Source organism: Novosphingobium umbonatum (genome assembly GCF_004005905.1).
Classification (GTDB): Bacteria; Pseudomonadota; Alphaproteobacteria; order Sphingomonadales; family Sphingomonadaceae; genus Novosphingobium; species Novosphingobium umbonatum.
Genome location: NZ_SACO01000008.1, coordinates 26,027 through 46,153, shown reverse-complemented (window position 1 = coordinate 46,153; position 20,127 = coordinate 26,027). Strand labels below are relative to the sequence as shown.

At 60.6% G+C, this 20,127-nt stretch carries 16 protein-coding genes; 11 read left to right on the top strand and 5 right to left on the bottom strand.

The genetic code is table 11. The features are described 5' to 3' along the window. Window positions 1-6 precede the first annotated feature (6 nt). Window positions 7-1,206, top strand: coding sequence for a class I SAM-dependent RNA methyltransferase (locus tag EOE18_RS11580; protein ID WP_127709664.1), 1,200 nt, complete (start codon window positions 7-9; stop codon window positions 1,204-1,206). Window positions 1,207-1,210: 4 nt separating this feature from the next. Here EOE18_RS11580 and EOE18_RS11575 read toward each other — a convergent pair whose 3' ends face one another. Together EOE18_RS11575 and EOE18_RS11570 are read right to left on the bottom strand one after the other, a co-directional pair. After that, entirely contained in the window at window positions 1,211-1,867 is a 657-nt protein-coding gene (locus tag EOE18_RS11575; RefSeq protein WP_246027410.1) for a class I SAM-dependent methyltransferase, read from the bottom strand. Between the two features lie 17 nt (window positions 1,868-1,884). Further along, window positions 1,885-3,099 (bottom strand): BtaA family protein, encoded by a 1,215-nt coding sequence (locus tag EOE18_RS11570; protein WP_127709662.1) that lies wholly within the window; start codon window positions 3,097-3,099, stop codon window positions 1,885-1,887. Between the two features lie 213 nt (window positions 3,100-3,312). On the opposite strand from EOE18_RS11570, the gene EOE18_RS11565 reads away from it, so the two are divergent. The 9 genes from EOE18_RS11565 (at window position 3,313) to alaS (ending at window position 15,197) form a co-directional block, all read left to right on the top strand. After that, window positions 3,313-4,524 (top strand): saccharopine dehydrogenase family protein, encoded by a 1,212-nt coding sequence (locus EOE18_RS11565; RefSeq protein WP_127709660.1) that lies wholly within the window; start codon window positions 3,313-3,315, stop codon window positions 4,522-4,524. Window positions 4,525-4,535: 11 nt separating this feature from the next. Continuing rightward, a complete protein-coding gene (locus EOE18_RS11560; RefSeq protein WP_246027409.1) occupies window positions 4,536-4,868 on the top strand; it encodes a DMT family protein in 333 nt (110 codons plus the stop codon). 1 nt (window position 4,869) lies between these two features. Next, window positions 4,870-6,054 carry a carboxynorspermidine decarboxylase gene (locus tag EOE18_RS11555; protein WP_127709656.1) on the top strand — a complete coding sequence of 395 codons (1,185 nt, stop codon included), beginning with the start codon at window positions 4,870-4,872 and terminating at the stop codon, window positions 6,052-6,054. A gap of 265 nt (window positions 6,055-6,319) precedes the next feature. Continuing rightward, window positions 6,320-7,528, top strand: a complete 1,209-nt coding sequence (locus tag EOE18_RS11550) for a type III PLP-dependent enzyme (protein WP_127709654.1) — start codon at window positions 6,320-6,322, stop codon at window positions 7,526-7,528. A gap of 133 nt (window positions 7,529-7,661) precedes the next feature. Then, the gene (gene smpB, locus EOE18_RS11545) at window positions 7,662-8,144 is read left to right on the top strand and encodes an SsrA-binding protein SmpB (RefSeq protein WP_127709652.1); all 483 of its coding nucleotides are present in this window, start codon (window positions 7,662-7,664) and stop codon (window positions 8,142-8,144) included. Continuing rightward, window positions 8,141-8,698, top strand: coding sequence for a DUF2062 domain-containing protein (locus EOE18_RS11540; RefSeq protein WP_246027408.1), 558 nt, complete (start codon window positions 8,141-8,143; stop codon window positions 8,696-8,698). Before smpB ends, EOE18_RS11540 begins: the two co-directional genes overlap by 4 nt. Window positions 8,699-8,720: 22 nt before the next feature. Continuing rightward, window positions 8,721-11,210: an ATP-binding protein gene (locus EOE18_RS11535; RefSeq protein ID WP_246027407.1), complete on the top strand. Its 2,490-nt coding sequence runs from the start codon at window positions 8,721-8,723 to the stop codon at window positions 11,208-11,210. A gap of 111 nt (window positions 11,211-11,321) precedes the next feature. Further along, window positions 11,322-12,386: a recombinase RecA gene (gene recA, locus EOE18_RS11530; protein WP_127709650.1), complete on the top strand. Its 1,065-nt coding sequence runs from the start codon at window positions 11,322-11,324 to the stop codon at window positions 12,384-12,386. A gap of 165 nt (window positions 12,387-12,551) precedes the next feature. Then, window positions 12,552-15,197 carry an alanine--tRNA ligase gene (gene alaS, locus EOE18_RS11525; RefSeq protein ID WP_127709648.1) on the top strand — a complete coding sequence of 882 codons (2,646 nt, stop codon included), beginning with the start codon at window positions 12,552-12,554 and terminating at the stop codon, window positions 15,195-15,197. A 416-nt stretch (window positions 15,198-15,613) separates the two neighbouring features. Here alaS and EOE18_RS11520 read toward each other — a convergent pair whose 3' ends face one another. Both EOE18_RS11520 and EOE18_RS11515 read right to left on the bottom strand, forming a co-directional pair. Next, window positions 15,614-15,952 (bottom strand): hypothetical protein, encoded by a 339-nt coding sequence (locus tag EOE18_RS11520; RefSeq protein ID WP_127709646.1) that lies wholly within the window; start codon window positions 15,950-15,952, stop codon window positions 15,614-15,616. Window positions 15,953-15,990: 38 nt separating this feature from the next. Then, window positions 15,991-17,766, bottom strand: a complete 1,776-nt coding sequence (locus EOE18_RS11515; protein WP_127709644.1) for a cation:proton antiporter domain-containing protein — start codon at window positions 17,764-17,766, stop codon at window positions 15,991-15,993. A gap of 204 nt (window positions 17,767-17,970) precedes the next feature. Here EOE18_RS11515 and EOE18_RS11510 point away from each other — a divergent pair, with 204 nt between their 5' ends. Next, window positions 17,971-18,705, top strand: coding sequence for a tetratricopeptide repeat protein (locus EOE18_RS11510; protein WP_127709642.1), 735 nt, complete (start codon window positions 17,971-17,973; stop codon window positions 18,703-18,705). 177 nt (window positions 18,706-18,882) lie between these two features. Here the strand turns inward: EOE18_RS11510 and EOE18_RS11505 are convergent, their stop codons facing one another. Beyond that, window positions 18,883-20,106 (bottom strand): NADP-dependent isocitrate dehydrogenase, encoded by a 1,224-nt coding sequence (locus EOE18_RS11505; RefSeq protein ID WP_127709640.1) that lies wholly within the window; start codon window positions 20,104-20,106, stop codon window positions 18,883-18,885. Between the last annotated feature and the right edge of the window lie 21 nt (window positions 20,107-20,127).

Below are 20,127 nucleotides of genomic sequence, written 5' to 3'. Positions count from 1 at the left end.
AGATATGTGAGCGAAGAGACGATCATCCGCCTTGCTGCCAAGGGCGATGGCGTGACGGCCAGCGGCGGTTTTGTGGCTGGCGCGGCACCCGGTGATGTGCTGCTGGCCGATGGCAGCCTGCGCCGTGGGGCCCATTATGCCGCGCCTGCCTGCCGCCATTACGGCCAATGCGGCGGATGCCAGTTGCAGCATGTGGATGATGCCGCTTTGGGCGATTTCGTGTTTGAGCGGGTCAGCTATGCCGCCTCGGGGCAGGGCGTGGAAGCGGGTAAGGTCACGCCTGCCCATCTCTCCCCCGCCGCATCGCGCCGCCGTGCCAGTCTCCATGCGCAGCGCGTGGGCGGAGCGGTGGCGATCGGTTTCCGCGAGGCCGGTTCGCACAAGCTGGTCGATTTGCAGGAATGCCCCGTGCTGGTGCCCGAACTGGCCGCTCTGCTGGGGCCTTTGCGCCGGATGCTGTCGCGCCGCGATGGGCGTTTGGCGGTGGAGATCGACCTGACTTTGGCCGAGCAGGGCGTGGATGTCTCGATCAAGGGGCTGACCGTTGAAGGTCTGCAACAGACCGAGGCCATGCTGGACTTCGCCCGTGACAACAAGCTCGCGCGCCTTTCGCTGGACCAAGGCTTTGGGCCGGAAAGCCTGTGGGAGCCGGATGGCGTCAGCGTCAACCTGTCGGGCGTTTCGGTGCCTTTGCCGCCCGGCGCCTTTCTTCAGGCCACGCTCGATGGCGAGCAGGCGCTGGTGGGCGCGGCGGTGGAATGGCTGAAAGGCGTGTCGCCGGTGGCCGATCTGTTCTCCGGCCTTGGCACTTTTGCCTATGGTCTGGCCAAGGCGGGCGCGAAAGTGTTGGCGGCAGAGGCCGATCAGGCGGCGCATCTGGCTTGCAAATCGGCCGCGGCGCGCAGCGGGCTGGTGGTGCATAGCATCCACCGCGACCTGTTCCGCAACCCTTTGCTGCCTGATGAGTTGAACCGTTTCGGCGGGGTGGTGCTCGATCCGCCGCGTGCCGGTGCGCGCGATCAGGTGGGGCGCGTGGCGGCCAGCACAGTCAAGCACGTGGTCTATATCAGTTGCAACCCGTCAAGCTGGGCGCGGGACGCGGCCACTTTGGTGGCGGGCGGTTATCGTCTGGTGGAATTGCGGCCGGTGGGCCAGTTCCGCTGGAGCACCCATGTGGAACTGGCCAGCTATTTCACGCGCGATTAAAGGTTTAGCGAGGGCGGCGGATCACCAGACGGCGGTAATAGCCGAGCGGGCCGTCCTCGACCTCTACTTGGGCGGTGGCGCCCAGACTGTCGCGCGCTACCTCCACCAGATCCAGCCTTGGCGTGACATGGAAATGGCGCAGCCATGCCTTGAGCAAACCGCGCAAGGGGGCGGGCAGGCCATGGGCAGGGCCGAAGTCTACGATATGCAATTCGCCCCCCGCCGCCAGCATGCTGGCGCCTTGGCGCAGGGCTGCCTGCCAGTCGGGGATCATCGATAGCGCGAAAGAGATAACCACCCGATCAAAACTGGTGCGGCCAAACAGCGCTTCCGCATCAAAACCGCAGGCATCGCCCACCGCCAATTGCGCGCGAATGCCCAAACGGCTTTGCGCCGATTCCAGCATCAGCGCGGAAATATCCAGCCCGTGCAATTGCGCCTTGGGCCAGCGCCGCCCGATCAGCGCCAGATTGCGCCCCGTGCCACAGCCGATTTCCAGCACCGCCCCGCCATAGGGCACCTGCAATTGCCCGATCAGCCGGTCGCGGCCAAACAGGAAATATTTGCGCGTGGCGTCATAGATATGGCGTTGCCAGCGATAGACGCCATCCATCAATTCGCCATGGGCGATGCTGGTGTCTTCCGGAGCAATAAGCGGCATGGAAGGGGCCATGGAGATCAGCCTTTTAAACGATAGAGGTGGAGGCCGCCATAGATGGAGGAGCGGTCGGCGCGGATCAGGGCGCGGGCCTCGTCCTCATTGTAATCCCAGCGGGACAGGATGGCATCGGGCACACGGCCGGGCAGCAGCGTTTCCTCCGCCGCCGTGCGGAACAGCACGCGCGCGCCGTTGCGGGCGGTGCGGGTGATCTGGTTCCATAGCTCGGTTAGCTGCGTATCATCCATCCAGTCCTGCGCGTCGAGCAGGATATAACGGTCGAGGCTGGCATCGGGTTGGGCGGCCAGATGGTGCGTGAAATTGACGTGGCGCCATTCGATGCGGTCGATCCGCTCCCTCACCGCCGCGTAATTCTCGCGCTGGAGATAGGGGGGCAGAGGGGCATCGGGCCCTTTGTCATAGCCGCGGTTGAAGGCCTGCCATGCGAAATAATTGTCCTGCACCGAAAAGTCGCAGGCCAGCTTTTCCAGCCTTGCGCGCAGAACATGCGCCATGCGTTGATCGCCGGCCAAGGCGTCGAATTGGGCAGGGGGAATGCCAAGGCCGAACAGGCTGGCGGGCTGGTTGGTCAGCCAGCGGATGAAGGCTTTGTCGAATACGGGCGCGATTCTGGCGTCGAAGATTTCGCGCTGCTCCTCTATGCTGCGCGCCTCCAGCAGCACGCGCAGGTCCACGCCATAGAGCCGCGCGATGCGATGGGCCATGCCGATGAAATTGCCCAGCAATCCGCGTTTATAAATGCCGCTGGCAAAGCCACCGATCCTTTTGCGCCCGACCAGATCGCGCCCTTCCCAATAGCGGCGGGTAGTTTCGTCCAGATGCGGGGCCAGATATTGGTGATAGGCGGCGATATTGGCCTTGCTGTCGGCCTCGACAAAGAAGCGGCGCAGCACGTCATAATCGGGCAGATGGCGGAAGGCGGCATATTTCAGCTTGCCCAGGGCGATATGGGCGGTGTTGAGATCGACCGCCGTAATCTGCGCCGGATTGGCGGTCAGATAGGACAGCGCGTTGCATGAACCGCTGGCGATGGTGACGATGCGGCTGTCGGGCTGGATGTCCAGCGCGGCCATATCCACCACCGGATCCTCCCAGATCTGGGCATAGACCAGCCCGCGAAAGGCCAGAGCGAAAGCCTTGTCCAGCAGGCGTTCCTTGGGCTGGGCAGCTTCGCGTAGAACGGCATGTTCGATGATATTGGCCGCTGTTGCCATCTTGTCATGATCCCCTGCCGCCAAACCTGCGGCATCTGGGACGGGATTGCTAAACCAGCCCTGTTGCGCCTGCGTGACGCATCGGTGACGCTTTGGCGACACCATCCTGCCCACCTTGCCTGTTGTGCTGTCACAATCCGGCTCTATAGGGCACTTTTGGTTTCAGGCTGCGCCAAGGCTAGTGGCGCGCGGCCGGTTGAAGGAGTTTAGGCCTTGAACAAAGTTCTGGTGATTGGCGCTGGCGGCGTCAGCTCGGTTGCTGTGCACAAGATGGCGATGAACGCCACCATCTTTCCCGACATCCATCTGGCAAGCCGTACCAAGAGCAAATGCGACGCCATTGCCGCCAGCGTGAAGGAACGCACGGGCGTGAATGTGGCGACCTATGCCATCGATGCCGAGGATGTTCCTGCCCTGACCGCGCTGATCAAGCAGATCGGCCCCAAGCTGGTGGTCAATCTGGCGCTGCCCTATCAGGATCTGACCATCATGGACGCCTGCCTTGCCGCTGGCGCGCATTATATGGACACGGCCAATTACGAGCCCAAGGATGTGGCCAAGTTTGAATACCACTGGCAATGGGCCTATCAGGACCGCTTCAAGGAAGCTGGTCTGACGGCTCTGCTGGGCAGCGGGTTCGACCCCGGCGTGACCAGCGTTTTCGCCATGTGGCTGAAGAAGCACAAGCTGAAGACCATCCGCCAGCTCGACATTCTGGACTGCAACGGCGGCGACCATGGTCAGGCCTTTGCCACCAATTTCAACCCCGAAATCAACATCCGCGAAGTGACCGCGCCCGCGCGCCACTGGGAAAATGGCCAGTTCGTGGAAACCCCGCCCATGGCCAAGAAGGTCACGTTCGATTTCGAACAGGTTGGCCCCAAGAACATGTATATGATGTATCACGAGGAGCTGGAAAGCCTCGCCAAGTTCATCCCCGAGCTGGAGCGTGGCCGTTTCTGGATGACCTTTGGTGATGAGTACATCAAGCATCTGACCGTGTTGCAGAATGTGGGCATGACCCGCATTGATCCGGTGATCTATAATGGCGTGGAAATCATCCCGCTCCAGTTCCTGAAAGCCGTGCTGCCCGAGCCCAGCACTTTGGGCGCCACCACCAAGGGCAAGACCAATATCGGCGATATCGCCACGGGTGAAGCGCTGGATGGTAGCGGCGAGAAGACGTTCTACATCAAGAATATCTGCGACCATGAAGCCTGCTATGAGGAAACCGGCAATCAGGCGGTGTCCTATACCACCGGCGTTCCGGCCATGATCGGCGCGGCTTTGGTGATGCAGGATGTGTGGAGCGGCGCGGGCGTGTTCAACATCGAGCAGTTCGATCCCGATCCCTTCATGGACATGCTCAACCAGCATGGCCTGCCGTGGACGGTGGAAGAGCTGGCCGGTCCGGTCGAGTTTTGATGGAACGAGCGATGATCCTGCCAGTGCTGTTGCTGGCAGGATCGAATATCTTGATGAACCTTGCATGGTATGCCCATCTCAAAGTGCCGAACAAGGCGCTGTGGGTGGTGGTGCTGGGCAGTTGGGGCATCGCCTTTTTCGAATATTGGCTGGCCATTCCTGCCAATCGTATCGGGGCGCGGGCCTATAGTCTGGCCCAGCTCAAAACCATGCAGGAAGTACTTAGCCTTGCCGCCTTTGTGCTGGTGGCGTGGTGGCTGTTTGGCCAGCGGCCGACTTGGCACCATCTGGTGGGTTTCGCGCTGATCGCAGCGGGCGCGGCTTTGATTTTCAGGAGCAAGTGACATGGAAACGCGTGCAGGCGACCCCGGCGCCTTTGCCCATTTCGATTTGACTCGCGTGGATTCGCCCGCCTTTGTGGTGGACGAGGCGCGGCTGCGGGCCAATCTGGCGGTTCTGGCCGATGTGCGGGACCGTAGTGGCATCAAGCTGCTGGCGGCGATGAAGGCCTTTTCTATGTGGCGGGTCGCCTCCATCGTGGGCGAATATCTCGATGGCGTTTGCACCAGCGGCCTGTGGGAAGCGCGTTTGGCCCGCGACTATTACAAGGGCGAAATTGCCACCTATTGCGCCGGCTACAAGGCCGAGGACATGGGCGAGATTTGCCATATTTCTGACCATGTAATCTTCAATTCGCCCAACCAATTGGCGCGTATGCGGCCCTATCTGGCAGCGGCGCAGGATCTGGGCGAGCAGTTCGATATCGGCCTGCGTATCAACCCGCTGCACCGCGAGGGCGAGGTGGAGAAATATGATCCCTGCGCCACCGGCTCGCGTCTGGGCTTTCCGGTGGACCAGATTGGCCTTGCCGATCTGGAAGGCGTTACCGGCCTGCATTTCCACACGCTCTGCGAGCAGGATTTTGAACCTTTGGAGCGCACGTGGAACGCGCTTTATCCGCGAATCGCGCCATGGTTGGCCGTGAATGGCGGGCCAATCACCTGGCTGAATTTTGGCGGTGGGCATCACATCACCCGCGCCGATTACCAGCGCGATGATCTGATAGCCTTCCTGCGCAAGGTGAAGGCGGAAACGGGTTGCGAGATCTATCTGGAGCCGGGAGAAGCGGTGGCGCTGGATGCGGGCATTCTGATTGGCACGGTGCTGGATACCCATACCAACGGCATTCCGGTGGCGATTGTCGATATTTCCGCCACTTGCCACATGCCCGATGTGATCGAGGCGCCCTATCGCCCCGCCATGTTGGGCGAGTTGGACGAGGGCGAGGCGGTGCGTCTGGGTGGGCCATCCTGCCTGGCGGGAGATGTGATCGGCGATTATCGCTTGCCTGTGCCGGTTGAGCCGGGCCAGCGCTTCGCCTTCCTTGATCAGGCGCATTATTCGATGGTGAAAACCACCACGTTTAACGGCGTTCCGCTTCCCTCGATCTGGCTATGGAACAGCGCGGATGATTCGCTGGAATGTGTGAAGAGTTTCGACTGGACCACTTTCCGCGACCGTTTGAGCTAAAAGGCTTTTTTATCCAGTAAAGGCGCGGGCAGGGGGATGGCCTTCTGCTTCGCGCCTTTTGCCTTTTGGGGCATTCATCCGCTGGAAAAGGCGTTTCATCCGCAACTTGGCCTCTACCCGTGCCAATACGCAAATTTTCTCTTGCACCGCCCATGCAACGACCTTAATGCACCCCCCTCGCTGCCCCATGGGGACTTCCAAACCGCAAGGCAGCTTTCGTCCTGTGTTTGATTATGGCTTCACGGCCTATTGGGGGTCCCTTGCGTTGTCCATTCATCTCGATGCATCGTCTGTAGCGCGCACCCTCGCGCCTACCGAACCTGTCATTCTGAACCGTCCTGCCGCCGCAGGCCGCGCCGCTCGTTTCTTCGCTCAGAAGTTCCCGGGCAAGTCGCTCTATGCGGTCAAGGCCAATCCTTCGCCCGATCTGCTGGGCGTGTTGTGGGACAATGGCATTACCCATTTCGATACGGCTTCTATTGTGGAAGTGCGTCTGGTGCGTGACACGTTGGGGCCGGAACCGACCCTGTGCTTCATGCATCCGGTCAAGCCCTTTGCGGCCATCCACGAAGCCTATCACATCCATGGCGTGCGCACTTTCAGCCTCGACAGCTTTGACGAGCTGGAAAAGATCGTCGAAGCCACGCGCGATGCCGATGGTGAAGTGGCCAGCGACCTTTCGCTCTGCGTGCGTCTGCGCGTGTCCAGCGAATATTCGCAGCTGAGCCTTGCCGCCAAATTCGGCGTTGATCTGGCCGATGCGGCACCTTTGCTGCAGGCAACGCGTCAGGTGGCCGATTGCCTTGGCATCTGCTTCCACGTGGGCAGCCAGGCGATGACGCCCTTTGCCTATGTGCAGGCGCTGGAACGCGTGCGTGCGGCGATTGTCGATGCCTCGGTCACGGTGGACATTATCGATGTCGGTGGCGGTTTCCCGTCCATCTATCCCGGTATGGAACCCGCCCCGATGGAGGACTATTTCTCGGTGATCCACCGTGCGGCTGAATCTTTGCCGGTGTCCTATTCGTCGGAATTGTGGTGCGAACCGGGCCGTGCCCTGTCGGCCGAATATAATTCGATGATCGTGCAGGTGGACAAGCGTCGCGGCAAGGAGCTGTTTATCAACGAGGGTGCTTATGGCGCGCTCTATGATTGCGCCCATGTCGATTGGCGTTTCCCCGTGCGTTGCCTGAACGAGGCGCGTGAGGAAGGTTTGGAGGATTTCTCCTTCTACGGCCCGACTTGTGACGATGCCGACTTCATGGAAGGCCCTTTCCGCCTTCCGGCCGATATTCAGGCGGGCGATTATATCGAAATCGGCATGCTGGGCGCTTATGGTGCGGCGATGCGCACCCGCTTCAACGGCTTTGGCACTGGCCTTGCGTTGGAAGTGAGTGATGAGCCGATGGCCAGCCAGTATAATGGCAGCCGCAAGGATCCGCGCAGTTCCGACAATGTGGTGTCGCTGCGTTAAAACATAACAGGCCCGAAATCTGGCAAAGTGCCGGTTTCGGGCCTTTTGCTTGCCGCTTTTTGCGCAGGCAGGCGAAAAGATCTTGGCAAGCCTCTTTCGCTAAAGGCTTGGGATCCCTACATGCCGGAATATTATGGCACGCCCGACTCCAGTAGAATTCGACAAGAAGAAGACCGTTGCGGAGAACCGCCGCGCGCGCTTCGAATATTTCATCGAGGACCGCTATGAGGCGGGGATCGCGCTGACCGGCACGGAAGTGAAAAGCTTGCGCTTTGGCGAAGGGTCGATTGCCGAAAGCTATGCTGAGGTGCGTGACGGGCAGGTGTGGCTGGTCAATGCCAATGTGCCCGAATTCAGCCATGGCAACCGTTTCAACCATGTGCCCAAGCGCCCGCGCAAATTGCTGCTGCACGAGCGGGAAATTGCCAAGCTGACCGGCGCGGTGGAGCGCAAGGGCATGACTTTGGTGCCACTTTCGATCTATTTTAATGGTCGCGGGCGGGCGAAGGTCGAACTGGCCCTGTGCAAGGGCAAGAATGTGGCCGACAAGCGCAACACCGTCAAAGAGCGCGACTGGAAGCGTGATCAGGCCCGCATTATGAGAGAGCACAAGTGAGCAAGACCAGACTTGTCTCTCTGGCAAATTGGGCGCGAACCCATTTGCCCACGCGGGACAGTCTGGAACAAAGTGTGCTGATCCGTCCGTTTGCCCATCTGGTGCTGCGGGCGGACCTATGGCGATTTAACCGCCGCAGTGTGCCGCGCGGCGTGGCGGTCGGCCTGTTTGTCGGGATATTCGCCCTGATACCGGGCGTACAATTGGTTGGGGCGGCGCTGCTTTGCGTGCCCACGCGGGGGAATATTCCGCTGGCCGGAGCCATGACCTTTCTGTCCAACCCGGCCACCACACCCTTTATTATGCTCGCATCGATTGCTTTGGGCAATGCGCTGGGCTTTCATGCCGATCTAGCCACGCTCAACCATCTGTTCACCAGCGGGGCTGGCATGGGGGCGTGGATGCATTGGCTGTTGTCGGATGGCGCGCCAGCCTTGATGGTAGGACTGGCGATCATCGCTTCGGTATCGGCGGCGGCGGGCTATTGCGTGGCGGCGCTGGTATGGCGGCGGATGGTGGCGACGCGTCGTCGCAAGCGGCGCTTGCGGGCTTGAGTTAGGAATTAAGGGGATTTGTATGGCGCGCGGGACAATGCGCAAGGGGCCTGCCATGGCGGGGGATCGCGCTGTCCTGATGGGGCTGGGTGGCTTGCTGGTCAGTCTGGGTCTGGTGTGGCTGGCCACGGGGCAGGTGGTGCTGGTGGCGTCTTTTGCTGCGGGCCTGCTAGCTTTGGGGCTGGGCGCTATGCTGGTTGCCCGCCGTCAGACGCCTCTGGCGCAAACCACTGCGTCCGAACCGGATTGGACGGTGACGGTCGCGGCAATCGAGCCGGCGACAGGGGCAGCGCCTCTGGCAGTGGCCATTGTGGATCGGGCGGGGCGTCTGGTCTGCGCCAACTCCCCCTATGAGCGCCAGTTCGGAACGCAGCCTCCGCAATTGCTGCCGATTAACCCCGCGCATCAGGATCAACTGACCGAAGCCGTGCGTGTCGCTTGGCGCGATGGCGCGGGTGAGGTGGATCTGGTGGAATATTCCGCCGTGGGCGGTGTGCGCCGCTGGCGGGTGGAAGTGATCCGCGCTGGTCGGGCCGAAGATTTTCTGGTGTGGCGCTGGACGCCTTTGGTAGCACCCGATCTGGTGTCCGACCTTGCGCAACATCTGGCGGGCAAGGTGGGGCGGGTTCTGTCCCATGCCGGTTTCTCGGCGGCTTTGGTGGGCACGGATGGGGCGATCATCGCCACCAATACCGCCTTTGAACAGCGCGCGATGGGGGACAGCAGCGAGCCGGTGCTGGGCGCGGAATTTGCCGGATTGTTCATGCAGGACGATCAGGACCGCATCCATTGGGCGCGGGACGCCAGGCGGGCGGCGCCTTTGACCCTGTTCTACCTGCCTTTGGCCGATCCGGAAGGCCCCGCTTTGGCCGACCCGCAGCATAGCCCTTCGCTGATGTTGGTGGTGGAGCAAGGCGTGGGCGTGGGCGGCGGCGCGGAATCGAGCGCGGCTGTGCCCCATCTGGAGGCCTTGCTGTCCCAATTGCCGCTGGGCCTGGCGATGGCGGACCGAGACGGGCGCTTGCTGTTTGCCAATGTGGCCTTCATGCGCGCGGCAGGGCGCGAGGGCGAGATGCCGCCGACCTATCCCATCGATCTGGTGGTGAAGGAGGATAAGGCAGCGCTGTCCGATGCGGTACGCCGTTTCGGGCAGGGGGCGGCGACCAGCGGCGACGTGGCGGTGCGGCTGTCGGCACAGCCGGACGAGACGGTTTCGCTATCCTTGGCGGGCGTGCGTGGTTTGGGCGAGGCAGCCGTGCTGCTGGGCCTGACCGATAGCACCGAGGAGCAGCGGTTGAAGCGTCAGGTGGCGCAGGCGACCAAGATGCAGGCGGTGGGCCAGTTGGCGGGCGGTGTCGCCCATGATTTCAACAATGTATTGACCGCTATTATCGGCACTTGTGATCTGATGCTGCTGCGCCATACGCCCGGCGACAGTGACTATGACGACATTCAGCAGATCCGCGCCAATTCCAACCGCGCTGCCAGCCTGACACGGCAATTGCTGGCTTTTAGCCGCCAGCAGACTTTGCGCCCGCAGGTTTTGCAATTGCCCGATATCGTCAGCGAAATCACCCATATGCTGCGCCGCCTGATCGGCGAGAAGATCCAGTTGCAGGTGACCCATGACCGTGATTTGGGGCCAGTGCGCGCCGACCCGACGCAATTGGAGCAGGTTATCGTCAATCTGGTGGTGAATGCGCGCGATGCGATGCAGGAATCCAGCCAGCGGATGGGCGGCGACGGCAGCGGCCATTTGATGATCGCCACCCGCCGGGTCACCATGGCGCAGGTGCGCAATATGCGCAGCGAGATCATGCCGGTGGTCGATTATACGGCGCTGATCGTGCAGGATACCGGCGGCGGCATTCCGCCCGATATTCTGGGCAAGATATGGGAGCCTTTCTTCACCACCAAGGAGCAGGGCAAGGGCACCGGTCTGGGCCTGTCCACCGTCTATGGCATTGTAAAGCAATCGGGCGGCTTCATTTTTGCCGATACGATCCCGGCCCATGATGGGGTTCCAGCGGGCACGCGATTTACCATCTATCTGCCGGTGCATCATGGGCCTGCGGCAGAAGCGCCGCGTGTGAAGGAAGAGGTGGCCGCATGGGCCGGTGGCGGCGACATCCTGTTGGTGGAAGACGAGGATGCCGTGCGCGTGGTGGCCGAAAGAGCGCTGACGCGGGCGGGTTATAATGTGACCACCGCCAGCGATGGCGAGGAGGGCTATGACGAGGTCAAGGCGCGACTCGAATCGGGCACGGGCATGTTCGATTTGCTGGTTTCTGACGTGGTTATGCCGGTGATGGACGGGCCTGCCATGGCAAAAGCTGTGCGTAAACTTTTGCCCGATCTGCCGGTGCTGTTTATGTCGGGCTATGCCGAGGAACAGCTGCGCCGCGAGATCGATATTGTGAATATGCACTTCATACCTAAGCCTTTTTCCGTATCGCAGATCGCGGGGAAGGTGGCCGAGGTTCTGGCGAGAGATGCGGCAAGAAGGGCTTGATTGTCCAGCATTTCAGAAATTTTGTTCCCCCCTTGTTCATGGTGAACAAAGGCGATACATATATCGCCATGTTGACGTATGGCGTCAGCGCCTTAGCAAGGGAGTCCAAGCATGGCATCTCAGCTCAAGCTGATACAAGATAGCAAGGATAAGGATAGCATGGACCGGCAGAAGGCGCTGGAGGCGGCATTGGCGCAGATCGATCGGGCCTTTGGTAAAGGCTCGGCGATGCGTCTGGGGGCCAAGGAAGCGATGCAGGTGGAGGCCATTCCCACCGGTTCGCTGGGGCTGGATATTGCCTTGGGTATTGGCGGCTTGCCGCGCGGGCGTATCGTGGAAATCTATGGTCCGGAAAGCTCGGGCAAGACCACGCTGGCGCTGCATGCCATTGCCGAGGCGCAAAAGGGCGGCGGTACGGCCGCTTTTGTGGATGCTGAACACGCTTTGGACCCTGTCTATGCCAAGAAACTGGGCGTTGATATCGACAATCTGATCGTCTCGCAGCCTGATACGGGCGAGCAGGCGCTGGAAATCGTCGATACTCTGGTGCGCTCCAACGCGATTGACGTGCTGGTGGTGGACTCGGTGGCGGCGCTGGTGCCCCGCGCGGAAATCGAGGGCGAAATGGGCGACAGCCATGTCGGCCTGCAAGCGCGCTTGATGAGTCAGGCGCTGCGCAAGCTGACCGGTTCGATCAGCCGTTCGCGCTGTCTGGTGATTTTCATCAATCAGGTCCGCATGAAGATCGGGGTGATGTATGGCAATCCCGAGACGACCACGGGCGGTAATGCTCTGAAATTCTACGCCTCGGTGCGTCTGGACATCCGCCGCACGGGCCAGATCAAGGATCGCGACGAGATTACCGGCAACGCCACCCGCGTGAAAGTGGTGAAGAACAAGGTGGCCCCGCCGTTCAAGCAGGTCGAATTCGACATCATGTATGGCGAGGGCATTTCCAAGATCGGCGAAATTCTCGATCTGGGCGTGAAGGCTGGCATTGTCGAGAAGTCGGGCGCTTGGTTCAGCTATGATTCGATCCGCATCGGACAGGGGCGCGAGAATTCAAAAACCTTCCTGCGCGAAAATGCCGAAATTCGCGACCGGATAGAGGCCGCGATCCGGGCCCAGACCGAAGGTTTGGCGGTCGAGATGATGGCCGGTCCCGACGAGGACTGATGCATCGCAAGGCGTCCGAAGGCATACTTCGGGCGCCTTTTTCGTGGCACGTGGTGCGGTGGCGGCAGATCAAACTGCGGAAACGCGCAAATATCGTGCAATTCTGTTACGGTTATTGCGCCTTCCGGCTTGTCGGGCGCGCTTGTGTGGCTTAGTGGCGAAACCATGATCTCGACGAATGACATCCGCCGCTCCTTCCTCGACTACTTCGGCTCGAACGGGCATGATGTGGTGCCATCCGCACCGCTGGTGCCATACAACGATCCCACGTTGATGTTCACCAATGCGGGGATGGTTCCGTTCAAGAATGTGTTTACGGGGCTGGAAACCCGCGCTTTGCCGCGCGCCACCAGCAGCCAGAAATGCGTGCGCGCCGGCGGCAAGCATAATGACCTCGACAATGTGGGCTATACCGCGCGTCACCACACTTTCTTTGAAATGCTGGGTAATTTCTCCTTTGGTGACTACTTCAAGGAACAGGCGATCACCCATGCCTGGACCCTGTTGACCAAGGAGTGGCAGATCCCCAAGGACAAGTTGCTGGTCACAGTCTATCACACCGACGACGAAGCGTTTGGCCTGTGGCAGAAGATCGCTGGCCTCTCGGAAGATCGCATCATCCGGATTCCGACCAATGACAATTTCTGGTCGATGGGCGATACTGGTCCTTGTGGGCCGTGCAGTGAAATCTTCTTTGACCACGGCGACCATATCTGGGGCGGGCCTCCCGGATCGCCGGAAGAGGATGGCGATCGGTTTATCGAGATCTGGAATCTCGTGTTCATGCAGTTCGAGCAGCAGGCCGATGGTCAGCGTCTGAACCTGCCCAAGCCCAGCATCGATACCGGGATGGGGCTGGAGCGTATCGCTGCGGTTTTGCAAGGTGAGCATGACAATTATGACATAGATACGTTCAAGGCGCTGATCGCGGCGAGCGAGAGCCTGACCGGCGTGCGCGCTGAGGGCGAGACCCGTGCTAGCCATCGCGTGATTGCCGATCATTTGCGTTCGACCAGTTTCTTGCTTGCCGACGGCGTGCTGCCCAGCAATGAAGGGCGTGGCTATGTGCTGCGCCGCATTATGCGCCGCGCCATGCGTCATGCGCATTTGCTGGGTGCCAAGCAGCCATTGATGCATCGTCTGGTGCCAGCGCTGGTAACGGAAATGGGCGCTGCCTATCCAGAATTGGGTCGTGCGCAGGCCTTGATTCAGGAAGTGCTGGAGCGCGAGGAAACCAAGTTCCGTCAGACGCTGGACAAGGGGTTGAAGCTGCTCGACGAAGCCACCGAGGCGATGGGTGATGGTGCGCAGCTTCCAGGCGAGACGGCATTCAAGCTCTATGATACTTATGGCTTCCCTTACGACCTGACCGAGGATGCGCTGCGATCGCGGGGCATTACGGTCGACAAGGAGGGCTTTGACGCCGCCATGGCCCAACAGAAGGCAGCCGCCCGTGCAGCCTGGAAGGGCAGTGGTGAAGCCGCTGCTGGCGAGGTCTGGTTCGACTTGGTCGAACGGGTTGGGGCGACCGAATTCACCGGCTATACCAGCGCCACCGGCGAGGCACAGGTCGTTGCCATTTTGAAGGATGGCGCGGAAGTGGCCTCGGCGCAGGTGGGCGATGCGGTGATCATTCTGACCAACCAGACGCCTTTCTACGGTGAATCCGGTGGTCAGATGGGTGATGCCGGCGTGATCTCTGGCGCAGATGGCCTGTTGGTTAATATCAGCGATACGGCCAAGCCTTTGGGCCGTTTGCATGCCCATAATGGGCAAGTGGCCTTGGGCACGATTGCGGTGGGCGATGCCGTGGCTTTGGCCATTGATGTGACGCGCCGCGATGCTATCCGCGCAAACCATTCGGCAACACACCTTTTGCATGCCGCTTTGCGTAATCGCTTGGGCGACCATGTGACGCAGAAGGGATCGCAGGTCGCACCGGAACGTCTGCGTTTTGACTTTTCGCAGCCGACCGGCCTGACGGCGGACGACATTGCCGCCATCGAAGCGGAAGTGAACGCGCAAATCCGCGCCAATGATACTGTGTCTACCCGCTTGATGTCGCCTGAAGATGCGATTGAAGCCGGTGCCATGGCGCTGTTCGGCGAAAAATATGGCGAGGAAGTGCGCGTGCTGGCCATGGGCAGCCAGCAGGCAGGCAAGGCCTATTCGGTCGAGCTTTGCGGTGGCACCCACGTTCGCGCGTTGGGCGACATCGGCGTGTTTCGCATTGTTTCGGAAAGCGCGGTTTCCAGCGGCGTGCGCCGTATCGAGGCCGTGACCGGCGAGGGTGCTCGTCAGTGGTTTGTAACACGTGAAGAGCAACTTAAGGCTGTTGCTTCGGCGCTACGCACGACGCCTGATGAAGTGGAGTCGCGCGTTGTGGCTTTGCTGGATGAGCGCAAGAAGCTGGAACGCGAATTGGCGGAAGCCAAGAAGGCGCTGGCTCTGGGAGGTGGCGGCGCGGCTCAAGCGGCAGACGAAATGGTCAATGGCGTGACCTTTGCCGGACAGGTGCTGGAAGGGCTGGACCCCAAGGAATTGCGTGGCCTGCTGGATCAGGCCAAGGCGCGCATTGTCAGCGGCGTTGCCGTGATGGTCGCGGTCAATGAAGGCAAGGCCAGCATTGCTGCAGCTGTGACCGAGGACCTTACCGGGCGTATTAGCGCTGTTGATCTGGTGCGTGCCGGTGTGGCGGCGCTGGGTGGCAAAGGCGGTGGTGGTCGTGCTGATATGGCGCAGGGCGGCGGTCCTGATGGGGACAAGGCTTCCGAGGCGCTTGAGGCGGTAAAGGCCATTATCGCAGGATGATCTGGGCCGTCGGTTCGGCTTTGGTGGCCGTAGTGACGGAACATGGTTCGCAATAAAGAGGGGCGGGGCTTTGGCTCCGCCCCTTTCGCGTGATGGCATTTGCGGTATTTTGGAAAAGAGAGGCAAACAGACGACTTGAGTGGCTAGGAAATCAGCCTTTGGTGCGGCGGCTGGATGAGGCGCGCATTTTGCTATTTGCCGGGCATCCGGTTTAAAGGCATGGTTGCCCCGCAGTGACTTTTCACACCCGATACCTCTGTTGCAGTTTGGCAAAGGCGGCACATTAGCAGGCCATTGGATTTGCCGAGTGAACGTGTTCCACTGGGTTGGAATAGGCTAAATCTCAGGCCGCTCTGCCACGAAGATGGCTTTGCAACCGCGTGTGACAGGCAGGCGCATGATGCGCCAATACCCGATTAGCTTTGTTGCAACTTGGCCAGCCAAGCTGCTGCTTGCTTGGGTTCGCCTGGCGCATTGGATGGCACCGGCCCGCGTGCTGCCAAGAATTCAGCATGCAACTCAAACGGCTCCATCATCAGCTTTTCGCGCATAGTGTCGATTTCGTCTGCCAGTTCTTGCAGACTTTCCAGAACGGGAGCCCATTTGGCCTGTGCGTGGCGATCCTTGGTATGGCCAAACATGCCCCATGAACCACCGGCTGCTATCGTCAGCGCCTCGATCAGCGCGGCTCGATAGTCGTCTTCCCGTTCGGCGCGCAGGCTGTCCATGCGCTCTAATCTATCTGCCTTGGCCATGCGCCGCGCTTAGGACGCATGGGCTGGCGCGGCAAGCGTTAGCTGCTGGTCTTGTCGCGCAACGCTGCACTTTTTAGCTTGGGTCGTTCCGACAGCCCGCCTTGTTCCATGATCTGGTCGCGGAATTCGTCGCGCTTTTCATGGACCGACGCGATGACGAAGCCCATGGGCACGCCCAGTTCCACCAGCACGGCCTCCGACAGCTGCAAAGTGGCCTCCAGCGTTTCAGGTGTGGCATGGGTTGCGCCAGCGCGATAGAGCGCCGCCGCGTGCAAAGAGTCGCGGGCGCGAACTAGGATCGGTAGATCGGGATATTGACCGCGCAGCTTTTTCACCAATCTTTGCGCCGCGCGGGGTTCGTCCATCGTCAGAATGACGCAGGTGGCCTTGTCCAGATGGAGGCGGTTTAACACATGCGCGGACATGGCATTGCCAAAAAGCGCGGGATATCCGGCGCGTAGTGCCGTGCTGATCATGTCCGGATCGGCGTCCACGCCCAGAAATGGCTTATTATGGGTTTTCAACATGTCGGCCACCAAACGGCCTACGCGGCCAAATCCGATGATGATGGCGCGGGGCACATCTTCCTCGAACTCACTGTCGACCTGATTGCCGTCCTCCACACGGCGCCCCAACCGACGACCCGCCCATGCCAAAAGCGGTGTGACCGTCAGACCCAGCGCGGTAACGATTTGCCAGAATTGGGCCGTTCCCGGCTGAACTAGCGTGGCACTGGTCGCGGCGGCCAGCACGATCAGGGTTGATTCCGAAGGGCTGGCCATCAAAATGCCCGCCTCGGTAGCCACGCCGCGCCTTGCGCCAGAAAGGCGGAGCAGGAAGCCGGTGACCAGCGCTTTGACCAGGACCACGCTGCCGGTGGCGACAATAATGGTCAACCAGTGGTGGACGACCATGGCCAGATCGATGCTCATGCCGATGGTGATCAAGAATACCCCCAAAGCCAAGCCTTTGAAGGGCGAGATAATGCCTTCCACCTCGGTGTGATATTCGGTTTCGGCGATCAGCAGGCCCGCGATCAGGGCGCCCACGATGGGCGACAGGCCAACGGCCGCCGTGGCCAACGAGGAGACGATGACCACCAGCAGGCTGGCCGATAGAAACAACTCGGGGCTTTTGGTGCGGGCCGCCTGTGCAAACAGATGGGGCAGGGCATAGCGCCCCACCACCAGCAACAGGAGCACAACCAGCAAGCCGTAGAGCAAAGTGTCCGCCAGTCCCGACCAGCCACCTGCCGCTTTTGGTGCCAAGGCGCCCAGCAAAAAGATGATCGGGACCAGTGCGAGGTCCTCGAACAGCAACATGGCCAGCGCCGCCCGCCCCACGGCCGTATGCGATCCTGCAATGGGCAAAACCAAGGCGGTGGACGACATGGCCAGAGCCAGCCCCAAGCCTATTGCGCCGACTGTACCCTGACCCAACAGGGCCAGCGCAAAGGCCAGCACCAGCCCGCCCAGCAGCAATTCGGCCGCGCCCAATCCAAACACTTGCCTTCGCATGGACCACAGGCGGTCAAAGGAAAGCTCGAGCCCCACTGTGAACAGCAACAGCACGATGCCGAATTCGGCATAGGGTTTGAGCGATTCCGGATCGGATATCGTGACAAAGGCAAGCCACGGATAATCAAATACATGGCGGCCAAGCCCGTAGGGGCCCACCAGCAAGCCCACCAGAATGAAGCCGATGACCGGCGTAATGCGGAAACGGGCGAAAACAGGGATAACGATGCCCGCCGCGCCCAGAATGACCAGTGCGTCACCCAGCGAGGAGGAGGGGGAGAAGGAGGCTTCAGACATGGCGCAAGGCTAGGGCAAGGGGCGCGTGATGTCACGGGCGGATGGCTCCGCAGCGGGGCGGGCGCAAAGTGTGGCATTTTTGTTGCACCGGGGCGGAATGGCTAGATGGTTGCAAAATGCGCAACATCAATTGCATTTTCTGTTTTGCATTCGTCTGCGAATCAGCTAATCAGAATGCAACAAGAAGAAGTTTGGGAGTGAGTGATGGTTCTGACAGGACGGCGCTTTTGGTATTTGATGGCAGGTTATGCTGCCTCTGCCTGCGCCGTCCTGTCGGTTCCTGCAGAAGCGGGCAATATGCCGGTTCCGATGACGGTCGCCTCGGTGGCCCAAATGAACCCTTCGGCGTCGCAGCCGGTCTTTTCGGAAATTTCGGCAACTGCCATGGATTTGATGCGTGCTGGTCGCGCTGGTGATGCGCTGGCGATACTGGAGCCTGTGTCGGGCCAGTTGGCCATGCTGACCAAGGCAAAGGCCGGTCGCGTGACTTGCCAGCAGGGCCAACGTGGCAAACAATTGCTGGATGCCGATCTGTGTCAGGCGCTCTATCTACGCGCCTTCGCCTTTACCGAGCTTGGTCGCCGCGCCGATGCGGTGGAAGCGCTGGAGCAACTGACCGTGCTCTCGCCGGAATACCCGCGCTACTTTGTGGAACTGGCCTATGCTTATCGCGTGGGTGGGGACAAGGTAAAGGCGCTGGCGACCTACCAGCAAGCGGCGTCTTTGGCTGAAAAGCCTGCTCTGCGTGAAGAGAACAAGCGCTATCACGCAGCGGCTTTGCGCGGCGTTGGCTACTTGCTGATTGAAAAGGGCGATCTGGCCGGAGCTGAAGCCGCTTATCGTGCCAGCCTTGCCGATGATCCAGGCAGCAAGATTGCGATCAAGGAATTGAGCTTTATCGCCCGCAAGCGGGCCGATGGGGAACAAAAGGGCGGGTAACAGCCCTCAACGCCTCTAACAGGGGCCTCAAGATGGGCGCTCGCCAATGGTGCGGGCGCCTTTTTTGTTGCCTGCCTTTGGCGTTTGCTAGCCGTCTGCTTTTACCCCCGTGGCCCAACAAAAACGGCGCCGCTCCGAAGACCAGCGCCGCCTTTATTCTATCCGATGGAGCGGAGCTTACGCCCAGCTGGCCATTTCGGCTTCCAGATTCTGCACGATGGCTTCGAAGAAGGCTTCCGTGGTCATCCATCCCTGTTCGGGGCCGATCAGCAGCGCGAGGTCCTTGGTCATCTTGCCGCTTTCCACGGTTTCGATGCAGACGCGTTCCAGCGTTTCGGCAAACTTTACCACTTCGGGCGTGTTGTCGAAACGGCCGCGATAGATCAGGCCGCGGGTCCATGCGAAGATCGAGGCGATCGGGTTAGTCGAGGTCGCCTTGCCCTGCTGGTGCTGGCGATAGTGACGGGTCACGGTGCCGTGGGCGGCTTCGGCTTCCACCGTCTTGCCATCGGGCGACATCAGAACCGAGGTCATCAGACCCAGCGAGCCGAAGCCCTGCGCAACGGTATCCGACTGCACGTCACCGTCATAGTTCTTGCAAGCCCAGACGAACTTGCCCGACCACTTGAGAGCCGAAGCCACCATGTCGTCGATCAGGCGGTGTTCGTAGGTGATGCCGGCTTCCTTGAACTTTTCGGCGAAACCTTCGGTGGCGAAGACTTCGGCGAACAGGTCCTTGAAGCGGCCGTCATAGGCCTTGATGATGGTGTTCTTGGTCGACAGATACACCGGCCAGCCCAGCGACAGGCCATAGTTGAACGAGGCGCGGGCGAAGTCGCGGATCGAATCGTCAAGGTTGTACATCGACATGGCGACGCCTGCCGAGGGGAACTTGAACACTTCACGGTCGATCACCTGACCATCGTCGCCTTCGAACACCAGGCGCAGGCGGCCCGGACCGGGGACGAGGAAGTCGGTGGCGCGATACTGGTCACCAAAAGCGTGACGGCCAACCACGATGGGGTCGGTCCAACCGGGCACCAGACGGGGCACGTTCGAAATCACGATGGGTTCGCGGAACACAACGCCGCCCAGAATGTTGCGGATCGTGCCGTTGGGCGACTTCCACATGCTCTTCAGGTTGAATTCTTCCACGCGGGCTTCGTCCGGCGTGATGGTGGCGCATTTCACGCCCACGCCATACTGCTTGATGGCATTGGCCGAATCGATCGTCACCTGATCGTCGGTGGCATCGCGGTTTTCCACCGAGAGGTCATAATACTTCAGGTCAATGTCGAGATAGGGCAGGATCAGCCGCTCGCGGATCCACTGCCAGATGATCTTCGTCATTTCATCGCCGTCAATTTCGACGACCGGGTTGGCAACCTTGATCTTGGCCATGTTTTCTAACTTCCCCTGGGG

Coding starts and splice junctions, on each gene's coding strand:
- EOE18_RS11575 (WP_246027410.1), bottom strand. CDS start 1,867: ATGCCGCTTATTGCTCCGGAAGACACCAGCATCGCCCATGGCGAATTG.
- EOE18_RS11570 (WP_127709662.1), bottom strand. CDS start 3,099: ATGGCAACAGCGGCCAATATCATCGAACATGCCGTTCTACGCGAAGCT.
- EOE18_RS11560 (WP_246027409.1), top strand. CDS start 4,536: ATGATCCTGCCAGTGCTGTTGCTGGCAGGATCGAATATCTTGATGAAC.
- EOE18_RS11555 (WP_127709656.1), top strand. CDS start 4,870: ATGGAAACGCGTGCAGGCGACCCCGGCGCCTTTGCCCATTTCGATTTG.
- smpB (WP_127709652.1), top strand. CDS start 7,662: ATGGCACGCCCGACTCCAGTAGAATTCGACAAGAAGAAGACCGTTGCG.
- EOE18_RS11535 (WP_246027407.1), top strand. CDS start 8,721: ATGGCGCGCGGGACAATGCGCAAGGGGCCTGCCATGGCGGGGGATCGC.
- recA (WP_127709650.1), top strand. CDS start 11,322: ATGGCATCTCAGCTCAAGCTGATACAAGATAGCAAGGATAAGGATAGC.
- alaS (WP_127709648.1), top strand. CDS start 12,552: ATGATCTCGACGAATGACATCCGCCGCTCCTTCCTCGACTACTTCGGC.
- EOE18_RS11520 (WP_127709646.1), bottom strand. CDS start 15,952: ATGGCCAAGGCAGATAGATTAGAGCGCATGGACAGCCTGCGCGCCGAA.
- EOE18_RS11515 (WP_127709644.1), bottom strand. CDS start 17,766: ATGTCTGAAGCCTCCTTCTCCCCCTCCTCCTCGCTGGGTGACGCACTG.
- EOE18_RS11510 (WP_127709642.1), top strand. CDS start 17,971: ATGGTTCTGACAGGACGGCGCTTTTGGTATTTGATGGCAGGTTATGCT.
- EOE18_RS11505 (WP_127709640.1), bottom strand. CDS start 20,106: ATGGCCAAGATCAAGGTTGCCAACCCGGTCGTCGAAATTGACGGCGAT.